The following is an 11,252-nucleotide window of genomic DNA, read 5'->3' as shown; positions in this document are numbered from 1 at the left end:
GGGGTTCGGGCGCGGCGGTCCGGGGGGGGGTGGGGGCTGGCCCATGGGGGTACCTCGTCGTCCTCGTGTCGGCTACTGCGCCCCGGAAAGTTCCGGGGAACTCCAGTTTTATCCGACACGGGAGACACCGGGGCCCATACTCACGGTGATCATCACCATTGGCCGGAAGAGGCCGCCACCCGACCGGCCCGCTCCGATTTCCGGGCACCCCGCGCGCGGATCACGGCCGTTCCCGCCCCCCGCACCCCCGAAGCCGTCGACAATGGGGGGCGTGAAAGGACGACTCCGCATCCACCTGGGTTCGGCACCCGGGGTGGGCACCACCCACCACGCCCTGACCGAAGCCCGCATACGGGTCGAACGCGGCGCCGACATCGTGATCGGCGCGGTGCACACCCATCGCAGAGTCCACACGTCAGCCCTGCTGCGTGGGCTCGAAACCGTTCCCGCGCACCCTTCGGGGGCGATGGACACCGCCGCCGTCATCACCCGCGCCCCCGAACTCGTCGTCGTCGACGACCTGGCCCGACCCAACCCGCCGGGGGCGCCCAACCCGACCCGCTGGCAGGACGTGGAGGAGCTGCTCGCCGCCGGGATCGACGTGCTCTCCACCGTGGGAATCCATCACCTGGAGTCGCTGTACGACGTCGTCCACCAGATCACCGGGGTACGCCCCGAACACACCGTCCCCGATCGGGTGGTGCGTTCGGCGCAGGAGATCGAACTGGTCGACGTCACCCCACAGGAACTACGCCGACGCATGGCCCACGGCGACCTGCATCCGGCCGAGCGGGTGGACGCCGCCCTGGCCGACTACTACCGCGAGGGCAACCTGGCCGCGCTGCGGGAACTGGCGCTGCTGTGGACCGCCGACCGGGTCGAGGAAGGACTGTCCCGGTACCGGGGCGAACACAAGATCCGGGACACCTGGGAGGCCAGGGAGCGGGTCGTGGTGGCGCTGACCGGCGGACCCGAGGGCGAGACACTGATCCGACGGGCCGCGCGGGTCGCCGACCGTTCCCGCGGGGGCAGGCCCCAACCCAGCGACCTGATCGCGGTGCACGTGATCCCGCCCAGTGGCCTGGGTGAAAGACCCACCAGTGAACTCCTGCGCCAGCGTCGGCTGCTCGCGGAATTGGGTGGCGCCTACCACCAGGTGGTGGGGACGGACGTGCCCTCGGCGCTGCTGGAGTTCGCCCGGGGCACGCACGCCACCCAGATCGTCCTGGGTTCCTCCCGCAGGCGCGCCTGGCAGTACGTGTTCGGCCCGGGTGTGGGCGCGATCGTAGCGCGCGAGTCCGGCGACATCGACGTGCACATCGTCACGCACGAGGAAGTGGGCGGCGGCCGGTGGCTGCTGCCGGCCCCGGGTCGGGGGCTGAACGAACACCGCCGTGTGTGGGGGTGGACGCTCTCGTTGATGGCGCCACCGCTGGTCACCCTGATTCTGGCGCTGCCGGTCTTCTCAGAGGTCGGCCCGGCCTCCGACCCACTGTTCCTGCTGCTCATCACGGTGGGGACCGCCGCGGTGGGCGGGCTGCGCCCGGCGGTCGCCTCCGCGCTGTGGAGCGCGGTGCTGCTCACCGTGCTGTTGTCGCCCTTGCACGACAGACCCTCGGTGTCGGTCGACAACTTCCTGGCGATGGCGGCGTTCATCCTGGTGGGTTCGTTGGTGGCGGTGATGGTGGAGATGGCGGCCCGACGCTCGGCGCAGGCGGTGCGCGCCCGCGCCGAGGCGGACGCCGTGGCGGTGCTGGCCGCGAGCGTGCTGGCCGGGAACGAACCCCTCCAAGCGTTGCTGCGGCGGATCCGGGAGACCTTCGGGCAACGATCGGCGAGTCTCCTGGAACGACGGGACGACGATCGTTGGCATCCGGTGCACAGCGTGGGCGCCCCGGCTTGTGAGTCACCGGAGGACGCTGACGCGCTGGTGACGGTGTCCGACAGCATCGTCCTGGCGTTGCGCGGTCGGGTTCTGCCCGCCGCCGACCGCGGGGTGCTCGGCGCGTTCGCCACCCACGTGGGCATCGCCTTGGAGCACCAACGACTGGCCTGGGACGCGGCGGAGGCGCGCGCCCAGGCGGCGGGCAACCGAATGCGCACCGCGCTGCTCGCGGCGGTCTCCCACGACCTGCGCACGCCGTTGACCTCGATCAAGGCGAGTGTGTCCAGCCTGCGCGCCACCGACATAGAACTGTCCGACGATGACCGCTCGGAGCTGCTCGAAACCGTGGAGGAGTCCGCGGACCGCCTGAACCGGCTCATCGGGAACCTGCTGGACATGAGCCGGGTGCAGACCGACAGTGTGGTGCCGCGGTTGCGGGCCGAGGTCCTGGACGAGGTGCTGTCGGCGACCCTGCTGGGGGTTCCGAGCGACTCGGTGGTGGTGGACGTGCCGAACGACCTGCCCCGGGTGCGGGTGGACGCGGGACTGCTGGAACGTGCGATGGCCAACGTGGTGACCAACGCGGTGCGGTACAACCCGGCGCCCGGTAACCCGGTGCTGGTGTCGGCCAGCGCGCACGAGGGATACGTGCAGTTGAGGGTGGTGGATCGAGGTCCGGGGGTGTCGGACGAGGCCAAGCAGCGGATGTTCGAGGCGTTCCAGCGATTGGGCGACGCGCCCCAGGGCACGGGGGTGGGTCTGGGGTTGGCGGTCGCCCGTGGTTTCGTTGAGGCGATGCACGGCTCCCTGGCCCCCGAGGATACGCCGGGCGGCGGTTTGACGATGGTGATCACGTTGCGTGCGGTGACGCCGGATGACGAGGAAGACGAGAGGCGGGCCGATGCGGGTCCTGGTCGTTGACGACGACGTGCAGATCATCCGAGCGATGCGGATCAACCTGCGAGCCCGGGGTTATGACGTGGACACCGCCGGAGACGGGGCGAGCGCGCTGCGCCTGGTGGAGGAACACCTGCCGACGGTGGTGCTGCTGGACCTGGGACTGCCGGACATGGAGGGCGTGGAGGTCATCCAGCGACTGCGCGGGTGGTCGCAGGTGCCGATCATCGTGCTGTCGGCGCGGCACTCGGCCGGCGAGAAGGTGCGTTGCCTGGACCTGGGCGCGGACGACTACGTGACCAAGCCGTTCGGCATGGACGAGCTGTTGGCCCGGATGAGGGCCGCCGAACGCCGGGCGGTGCAGGTGGAGGAGGCCCCGGTCGTGCGGACCGAGGCCTTCGATGTGGACCTGGGCGCCAAGCGGGTCCTGCGCGACGGCGAAGAGGTGCGGTTGACTCCGACGGAGTGGCACATCCTGGAGATCCTGGCCCGCAACGTCGGCCGTTTGGTGAGCCAGCGCCGGTTGCTGCACGACGTGTGGGGCCCCGCCTACCAGAACGAGACCAACTACCTGCGGGTGTACCTGGCGCAACTGCGCCGCAAGCTGGAACCGGACCCTTCCCGTCCCAGGTACCTGATCACCGAGGCCGGTCGCGGCTACCGCTTCGAACGCGACGCCTGATCGGCGGTCGGTGGTTCGGGGTCAGGCGGGGACCCGACAGAGGTTCAGCAGCAGGTCGAACTCGACCGAACCGGTCTGGCCCCGGTTGGCCTTGGCGACCGCCATGCACGGGGCGAACGCCCGTGCCCACTCCAGCATCCGGTCGCCGTCCACCTCCATGACCCGAGAGAGCACCCCCACGCGGCGCTCCACCTCGGCGATGTCGGTGGCCTTCCACAGGGTCCAGTCGACCGCGTCCACGGCTCCGTCCCCGAGGCAGGCGTGGGGGTCCAGGACCACCAGCCCCCGGGAGCCGCCGTCGATGACGTTGCCCGGGTGCAGGTCGCCGTGGAGCGGGACGACGTCGACGTCCCCGTTGGCCAGGTCGCGGGCCTTGGCCCCGCCGCGATGCATCAGGGCGGCGGGAACGATCTCGGCCGCGGGGCCCTCCAGACGTTCGCGGTTCCACATGTCGAAGACGAACTGCACGCGCGCGGTGAGCGGTCGCAGCTCCATGCGCTGCTCCCGGGTCACCTCCACCCCGTGCAACTGCGCGATGAGGCCACCGATGGTCTCCATGGGCGGAACCACGCCGTTGGCGGCGATCGTGCGGCCCTCGACGCGTTCCATCAGGATGGCGCCGTGGTCGGGGTCGACCGCCCACACGTCGGGCACCCTTCGGGAACCACTCCACATGCGCAGGAGACCGGCCTCGGAGACGGCCAGACCGCTGTCCGGGGAGATCTTCAGGACGCCTTCGGCGCCATCGGCACGACGAACGTAGAGGACGACCGACGTACGACCGTGCGGGGCGGGGCCCTCCACCGTGAGCCGCCACTCCTCGGCGAGCTCCTCGACGACCGCGGGCAGGTGCGACAGCCAGTCGACGACGTGGCCACCGAAGCGCCGCTCCAATCGACCGCGCTGCCGCTCGTCGACGAACCGCGCTGTGACGTCGTTCATACATCCACCTTAGGTTCGGTCTCCTCGACACCCGTCGAGGTCCGGCCCCGCCCGGACCGACGGACAGGGTGGTGACCGGGGCGGACCAGCGCGGCACCGTGAGGATGTCCACACGGCGGCGGAGACCGTGCTGCGAGTACGGGGAGTTCCCGCCCGTGAGGCACATACCCATCCTGGTGGGCCGGATAACGGAGGGCTCGACGCTTCACCTTCTCTTCGTCATCGAGGGTGTCGGCCCCCACACGTCAGGTGAGGCGGCCCTTGGCGGCCCGGTGGTGGGCCAGGAGGGTGTCCACGATCAGGTCGGATGGCCACAGCGGTGCGGTGATGGCGTTGACGTCGAGCTCACGGAGCAGGTCGACGTCCGGACCGTCCACCAGGTGCCAGGTGGCGACGGCGACGCGCTCGCGCCCGTCGCGGCGCAGGCGGTCGACGGCGTCGTGGACGGACGGCGCCCAGGTGCGCAGATAGCCGACCTGGACCGGGGAGTCGAGGCGCCGGCTCAGCATCCGTGCCACGTCCATGACCACCTGACGTTCCTCGGCGCTGGTGGTGCCGTCCGCGGCCAGGACCACACCGTCCTCGGTCCGCCGGCCGGAGTCGAGGAGGCGACCCGCCAGGTCGGCGACGATAGAGGGGACCGCGCCGAGCGGCGTGGTCCGGCAGGAGTCCTCCAGACGGGCGAGGTCGAGTCGGGAGAACATGTGGGAGCTGGCGAAGTCCCCACCGGCGACGAAGGCGGGAACCACCACCTTGGGGCCGTTCACGGAGCGGATCCTCTCGTGAACCTCGGTGGGACTTCCGAAGGCCGCCGTGACGGGTACCTCACCTCTTTCGGCGACCGCTTCGGCCAGCCCGCACAGGGCCTCCCGACGCTGGGCGTCACGGGAATCATCGGCTACGAGGACCATCGTGGGGACCATCCATGACTCCTTGGAATCGCTTTGTGAACCGCCGTTGCCCACCGAACGTAATGGGGTGCGGTTTCGTGGAGGTTCTCCGGTGTTACGGGAAGGAGAACTGTGCGCAATGGCTGCTATGGTTATCACCAGGGGAAGTCTTGGCGAACCATAACAATCTCCAAAAACCGACGCCTTGTCCACTTCTGGAAAAGTGGCGTCCGTCGCCCTCCCCCCTCCCGGGTAAACCACGGATCATCGGCACGCATCCCCTGCAGTGGACCTGATCTGCGCGAACGTCATTAATTCGGAGAAATCGAACTAGCTACCAATGGGTAGAAGTTGTCGAACGCCACACCCTCCCCCTCTTCACGGCGGGCGCGACCACAACTTCACCGCGACTTCTCCAGAGAAATCCCGCCATGTCCGTGCAAATGCAAATGCACGACACATTTGCACGTGCCACGTAATGATCACACGATTTCCCGCACCCCCGGGACCTGCGGTCACGCTCGGTGCGCACCCCGCCGCACCCATCACGCACCCGTCCCCACCCGAAGTCTTCCTGCGCCCTCTAGCACGCACGGTTCCGGCACGTCAAGGGTGCACGCTCCCTCCCCCTCCACACCCGTACACCACTTGACGTGGGGAGACAGGGTGCGAGTCCAGCGTGATCACTTGCCAACCAGCCCCGACGCCGACCACACTTGAACTCGACGGGGGCGCCCCGTGGACCCGAGCGCCCCGGACCACCTCCGTCGACGCGAGCCGACGACGCCGAGAGGCGTACCGTCGTATCCCCCACGTTCCGCACCGACTCGCGACCGCAGAGCCGTCCAGACTGGAGTGAGCATGGCCGTCCACCCTCGGGTGCAGACGCTGACCCAGGCATTCCTCGCCAACGCCGACCAAGAGGCCCCCGGACTCGTCCAAGGTCTCTACCTGACCGGTTCGGTCGCTCTCGGCGACTTCCGTCCGCACACCAGTGACGTCGACTTCGTCATCGTCACCGAACACCACCCGGTGGGGGAAGAGCTCGACGCGTTGCGCCGCATCCACCACCGGACCAGACACCAAGTACCCGCCCCGCAGTTCAACGGGGTCCACGTCACCTGGGAGGAACTGGGGCGCGACCCCTCCGAGTGCGGCCCCCTCCCCTCCGTCATCAACGGCCGTTTCCGCGCCCGCGCCACCGCCGACGTCAACCCGGCGACCTGGCACGTACTGGCCGAACGCGGCGTCACCGTCCGTGGACCCCACCCGGCCGAATTGGACGTGTGGGACGAGCCCGAGAGTCTGCGCACCTGGTCCCTGGGGTCGCTGGACCAGCAGTGGCGTCGCTGGCGGGAGAAGGCCGGACGCCTGGTCACCCCTCGCGGCCTGGCCGTACTCGGCTCCCTCGCCCCATCCTGGAGCGTGCTCAGCGTGAGCCGTCTGCACTTCACCCTCAAGACCGGCGAGATCACCTCCAAGTCCGGCGCAGGGGCCTACGCGCTACACGCCTTCCCCGAGCGTTGGCAGCGCATCGTCAACGAGTGCCTGCGGGTGCGTCGCGGCGCCCAGTCCCCCTCCCTGTACGAGAGCGCACTGGCCCGTCGTCGCGCCGCACTGGACTACATCGAGATGGTCCTGGACGAGTCGCTGCGCCCCGGCCTGGCCACCTGAGTCCGGGCCCCTTCCCCGCTCCGGCCTTCCCACTCCGTACACCCCGACCATGCCCCACGACTATTCTGGGGCGTATGACCATGCGCCCCATCGTCCGATTCGGCGATCCAGTCCTCGTCACCAAGACCACCCCCGTCACGACCTTCGACCAGCGCGCCGAGAAGCTGGTGCGGGACCTGCTCGACACCGTCGACGCCCCCGGACGGGCCGGAGTGGCCGCCACCCAGATCGGCGTGGGTTCGCGGGTGTTCAGCTACGCCGTGGAAGATCGCATCGGGTACGTGATCAACCCCGAGATCGTGGAGCTGTCCGAGGAGCTCCAGGACTGCGACGAGGGTTGCCTGTCCATCCCCCGACTCTGGTACCACACCGAGCGCGCCCAGAGGGCCGTGGTCAAGGGTGTGGACCTGCGCAACGAGCCGATCACCGTGGAGGGCACCGGGCTCATGGCGCAGTGTCTTCAGCACGAGACCGACCACCTGGACGGCATGCTCTACATCGACCGGCTCTCCCCCGAGGACCGCAAGCGGGCGCTGCGCGACATCCGGCACTCCGACTGGTTCCTGCCCACCGACAAGCCCGCTCCGACCACTTCGGTGCGCCTGCCCAGCGCCTTCGGCGGCAACGGTTGACCCTCCCTTGACTCGACCCGGGGCCGCGCACCGGCCCGGGAGCGGCTTCCTACCGGCCGGTACAGACCGTTGTGGTCGCAGGTCCCGGGTATCTTCGGACAGACCCCGCGCTCTCCCCCCTCATCATCACGAGTCAACTCACTGTGCACATAACACCACGATCTCGTATGGTCGGCTGAGGAACCTCCGCCCCTCCCGTGACGGAAGACGGGCCGTCGCCTCGGGCGTGGCCAACGCGCTCAGACCATCGCCGGAGACGAAATGACATCCACTCCTCGTAACGCCTCACGCCGTGGCCTGTCCCTGGCCGCCGCCACCGTCGGCGCCGCGACCCTCCTGAGCATGTCCGGGGTGGCCCACGCGGACCCGGACGACGTGGACATCGACGAACTGACCGACCGCGCCGGTGAACTGGAGGACACCTACGACGGCGAACTGCTCCAGTTCACCGAGATGAAGGACCGGGTGGACGAGGCCGAGGAGTCCCTGGAGGGACTCGAAGAGCGCTTGGACAGCTCCCGGACCGGAGTGTCCGCCATCGCCGCCGCCCGGTACAAGAACGACGGTTTCGACCCGGCACTGCAGATCGTGTTCTCCAGTGAGCCGGAGGAGATGTTCTCCGACGCCGCGACCGTCACCTACCTGAGCGACAGCCAGGCCGAAGAGATCACCGACCTCATCGAACTGCGCGACGAACAGGCCTCGGTCACCGAAGAGCTCCAAGGGGAATTGTCGGAGGCCTCCGACCTCATCGACACCCTCGAAGAGGAGCGCGAGGAGGTGGCCGACCGCATCGCCGAGTACGAGGCGGAGCAGGTCCCCGAGACCCCCGGTGACGGCAGCATCCCGGACAGCGCCCGCGGCGGTGGCTGGGACCAGACCCAGCCCCGTATGGCGGCCATCCGCGACGAGATCATCATGGAATTCGGCGCACCCTTCCCCGTGGGCTGCTACCGCCCCAGCGCCGACGACCACGGTGACGGCCGGGCCTGCGACTTCATGATGAGCGCCAACGGCTCCGCCCCCGCGGAGGCCGACCGCCAGCTGGGGACCCAGATCGCCGACTACGGCATCGCCAACGCCGACCGGATGGGCATCAAGTACATCATCTGGGAACAGCAGATCTGGCAGTCGACCTCACGCCAGTGGACGTTCATGAACGACCGCGGCGACCTGACCCAGAACCACTACGACCACGTGCACATCAGCTCGTACTGACCGGCCTCTCGCCTCGCTCTCCTCGTCCCTTCGGTAGCAGGGCCAAGGGGACGACGGCGGCGAGGGCGACCGTGATCACCGCGAGCGCCGGCCCGTAGCCGAGCAGTTGGATGATCAGGCCCAGCCCCACGGCGCCCGCTCCGGTACCGGCGTCGTAGCCGATGTTCCACACGGCGCTGGCCCGGCCGTGCCCGGTCGGGCCGGCACGCTCCAGCATCACGGTGACGGTCTCGTTCTGCACCGCGCCGAAGCCCAGCCCGAACAGGGCGGCCCCGGAGAGCACCAGCGCGCCCGTCAGCACGCCGGGGACGGCGTCACCATTGCTCCACAGGCCCGCGGCGATCAGCCCCATGCCCAGCACGGCGACGATCGATCCCGGCAGCAGCAGCATCGTGCGGCCGTACCGGTCGAACATCACCCCGGCGGTCCAGCGCCCGGTCACCAGCATCAGCGCGTATCCGGCCAGCAGGGCGCTGACCAGCCAGGCCGCCTGTTCCAAGGGGATGGCGAGGAAGGTGACGATCGCGCTCGCGGCGGAGGACAGCACCAGCATCAGGATCAGGGGCGCGGCCAGAGCGACGAACAGGGGCAGGCCACGAGGGGCAGGCGGCGCGTCGGCGGAGCCCTCCCCCGCCTGGCGCAGCACGGCCCGGTTGCGGCCACCGTCGGCGAACAGGATGCCCGAGGACAGGACGGCGGCCACCACACCGCAGATCCCGGTGAGCCAGAACGCGGTGTCGAAGCCGAACTGCAGGGCGAGCGCCACCCCTCCGGGCAGGATGACGACCTGGGGCAGGCCCACCGCCAGCCCGTAGTAGCCGGTGGCGCGGCCGACCTGGGCCGGGGGCACCAGGCGGGCGGCCAGCGCGGTGCCGGCCACGGTGACCATGCCGAACCCGATGCCGCGCAGCGCGGACACCGCGATGAGCGGGCCGAGGTCGGTGGTGAGGGCGAACAGTGGGGTGGGCAGGCCCATGATGAGCGAGCCGACCGGGAACGCCCACTGGTAACCGGCGGCCCGGTCCAGCAGCCAGGGCATGCCCAGCTGGGTCAGGACCGTGGTGAGCATGAAGACGGCCGTGGTGGCTCCGGCACCGAACTCGCCGGCACCGCCACGGGTGGCCCACAGGGGGACCAGCGGCAGGACCGCGGCGAAGCCGCACAGGCCGACCGCCGTGGCCAGGATGAGGAGGGCGAACCCGCGCCCCTTCAGCCCCGGGATGTCATCGGGAGGGGCAACGCTCCCGGAGGAAGAGCCGGATCGGATCATCCCTCCTTTCTACCGGGGGCGGGACCTACTGTCTAAACGCCCTCTTCGCCCCGGTTCGCCCCGTGACCATCCGGTGCCTCCTGCTGTCCGTCCCGTCGTTCGGTTCCGCCCAGTCGTTCGTCGAGCCATGCGCGCATACGGACCACCAGATCGGGCTCGACCGCCCGTTCGGCGTGCCCCATGCCGGGGATGATCCACAGGTCCTTGGGCTGCCGCGCGGCGTCGTAGATGGCCGTGGCGTGTGTGACCGGGAAGTAGTCGTCGGAGTCGCCGTGCACCACCAGCAGGGGCGCGGGCGCGACCCGACCGGCGAGCTCACGGGGCTCGGCCGGGGTGGGGTTCCAGTCCTCGTCGATGACCCGGACCTTGCGGAAGCGCCGGAGGAAGGCCCTGCCCAGCGTCTTGCCGATGCCCAGGTGCAGCACACGCATGGCCCGGGTGCCCTGGTAGTACCAGCGGCTGGGACCGCTGACGGCGACCACCGCGGCGCTTCCGCCGTAGATGGCGGCGTGGCGGATGGCCACGGCCGCGCCCATGGAGAAGCCGACGGTGGCGATCCGGTGGTAGCCGAGCTCGCGCAGCCGGCCCACGATGGCCTCCAGGTCGTGGATCTCGGCGTTGCCGAGAGTGCTGCGCCCATCGGATCCGTGGTGCCCCCGGAAATCGAAGGTCATGACGTCGCCGACGGGCATCAGGCCCTCGGCGATGACCCGCGTGTGCGGGTTCTGGTGGCTGCCGGTGAACCCGTTGGCCAGGACCACCGCGGTGGTGCGGGGTTCGGCGCCGCGCAGCAGCACGGCGTCGATCCCCACACCGTCCGAGGTGGTGAGCCGGTAACGGTACTTCCGCGAACGCGGGGTGTGATGGTCGGTGGTGTCGGACACCGTTCCATCGTGCCCGATCACTCCCGGTCGGTGAATCCGGGCCCCGGTGTGTCGTCTCCGGGGCCGTACCGCCGGTCGATCCACTCGTCCGGGTGGAGTCGGCGTCCCTCTCCGTCGTAACGGGGACCCGGGTAGGGGTTCGGGTCATCGGAGAGGAAGTCGCCGGGGGCGTGCCGGGGTGTGGGCGGCGGGTCACCGAGCATGTCGCCGGCGCCCGCCCCGGGGCCCGGGGCGCCGAAGGGCGGGGCCTGGTGCTGGGGTGGAGTCTGGTGCTGGGG

Annotated in this window: 9 protein-coding genes and 1 pseudogene; 5 read left to right on the top strand and 5 right to left on the bottom strand. The window is 69.9% G+C overall.

Annotated elements, in window-relative coordinates; translation table 11 throughout:
- Positions 1-262: 262 nt before the first annotated feature.
- A complete protein-coding gene (locus BQ8420_RS10330; protein ID WP_087097775.1) occupies positions 263-2,806 on the top strand; it encodes an ATP-binding protein in 2,544 nt (847 codons plus the stop codon).
- Positions 2,787-3,464 carry a response regulator gene (locus BQ8420_RS10325; protein WP_087097773.1) on the top strand — a complete coding sequence of 226 codons (678 nt, stop codon included), beginning with the start codon at positions 2,787-2,789 and terminating at the stop codon, positions 3,462-3,464. The genes BQ8420_RS10330 and BQ8420_RS10325 overlap by 20 nt, the downstream gene beginning before the upstream one ends.
- A gap of 21 nt (positions 3,465-3,485) precedes the next feature.
- Here the strand turns inward: BQ8420_RS10325 and BQ8420_RS10320 are convergent, their stop codons facing one another.
- Both BQ8420_RS10320 and BQ8420_RS10315 read right to left on the bottom strand, forming a co-directional pair.
- Positions 3,486-4,406, bottom strand: coding sequence for an aminoglycoside phosphotransferase family protein (locus BQ8420_RS10320; protein WP_087097771.1), 921 nt, complete (start codon positions 4,404-4,406; stop codon positions 3,486-3,488).
- Positions 4,407-4,651: 245 nt separating this feature from the next.
- The gene (locus BQ8420_RS10315) at positions 4,652-5,329 is read right to left on the bottom strand and encodes a sirohydrochlorin chelatase (RefSeq protein WP_087097769.1); all 678 of its coding nucleotides are present in this window, start codon (positions 5,327-5,329) and stop codon (positions 4,652-4,654) included.
- Positions 5,330-6,157: 828 nt separating this feature from the next.
- Between BQ8420_RS10315 and BQ8420_RS10310 the strand changes: the two genes are divergently transcribed.
- The 3 genes from BQ8420_RS10310 (at position 6,158) to BQ8420_RS10300 (ending at position 8,820) form a co-directional block, all read left to right on the top strand.
- On the top strand, positions 6,158-6,970 hold the full coding sequence (locus BQ8420_RS10310; RefSeq protein ID WP_087097767.1) for an aminoglycoside adenylyltransferase domain-containing protein: 813 nt from the start codon (positions 6,158-6,160) through the stop codon (positions 6,968-6,970).
- A 74-nt stretch (positions 6,971-7,044) separates the two neighbouring features.
- Positions 7,045-7,602, top strand: a complete 558-nt coding sequence (gene def / locus BQ8420_RS10305) for a peptide deformylase (protein WP_087097765.1) — start codon at positions 7,045-7,047, stop codon at positions 7,600-7,602.
- Between the two features lie 261 nt (positions 7,603-7,863).
- The gene (locus tag BQ8420_RS10300; RefSeq protein ID WP_087097763.1) at positions 7,864-8,820 is read left to right on the top strand and encodes a hypothetical protein; all 957 of its coding nucleotides are present in this window, start codon (positions 7,864-7,866) and stop codon (positions 8,818-8,820) included.
- On the opposite strand, the gene BQ8420_RS10295 is transcribed toward BQ8420_RS10300, so the two are convergent.
- From BQ8420_RS10295 to BQ8420_RS31845, 3 genes and pseudogenes are all read right to left on the bottom strand, one after another.
- Positions 8,807-10,090: an MFS transporter gene (locus BQ8420_RS10295; protein WP_087097761.1), complete on the bottom strand. Its 1,284-nt coding sequence runs from the start codon at positions 10,088-10,090 to the stop codon at positions 8,807-8,809. The two genes, BQ8420_RS10300 and BQ8420_RS10295, sit on opposite strands and share 14 nt — an antisense overlap.
- A 32-nt stretch (positions 10,091-10,122) precedes the next feature.
- Complete coding sequence (locus BQ8420_RS10290; RefSeq protein ID WP_087097759.1) at positions 10,123-10,974, bottom strand: alpha/beta hydrolase; 852 nt, start codon at positions 10,972-10,974, stop codon at positions 10,123-10,125.
- A 17-nt stretch (positions 10,975-10,991) separates the two neighbouring features.
- Positions 10,992-11,252, bottom strand: a pseudogene (locus BQ8420_RS31845) (CPBP family intramembrane glutamate endopeptidase); the annotation flags it as partial.

Origin of the sequence: Nocardiopsis sp. JB363 (assembly GCF_900143625.1) — a bacterium.
Taxonomy (GTDB): Bacteria; Actinomycetota; Actinomycetes; order Streptosporangiales; family Streptosporangiaceae; genus Nocardiopsis.
Note: the sequence above shows the minus strand (reverse complement) of the source record. Positions and strands in the feature narration are given on the sequence as shown.

Bases quoted from the DNA above. Each gene is read 5' to 3' on its own strand.
- BQ8420_RS10325 (WP_087097773.1), top strand. From the start codon at position 2,787: ATGCGGGTCCTGGTCGTTGACGACGACGTGCAGATCATCCGAGCGATG.
- BQ8420_RS10330 (WP_087097775.1), top strand. From the start codon at position 263: ATGGGGGGCGTGAAAGGACGACTCCGCATCCACCTGGGTTCGGCACCC.
- BQ8420_RS10320 (WP_087097771.1), bottom strand. From the start codon at position 4,406: ATGAACGACGTCACAGCGCGGTTCGTCGACGAGCGGCAGCGCGGTCGA.
- BQ8420_RS10310 (WP_087097767.1), top strand. From the start codon at position 6,158: ATGGCCGTCCACCCTCGGGTGCAGACGCTGACCCAGGCATTCCTCGCC.
- BQ8420_RS10300 (WP_087097763.1), top strand. From the start codon at position 7,864: ATGACATCCACTCCTCGTAACGCCTCACGCCGTGGCCTGTCCCTGGCC.
- BQ8420_RS10295 (WP_087097761.1), bottom strand. From the start codon at position 10,090: ATGATCCGATCCGGCTCTTCCTCCGGGAGCGTTGCCCCTCCCGATGAC.
- def (WP_087097765.1), top strand. From the start codon at position 7,045: ATGACCATGCGCCCCATCGTCCGATTCGGCGATCCAGTCCTCGTCACC.
- BQ8420_RS10315 (WP_087097769.1), bottom strand. From the start codon at position 5,329: ATGGTCCCCACGATGGTCCTCGTAGCCGATGATTCCCGTGACGCCCAG.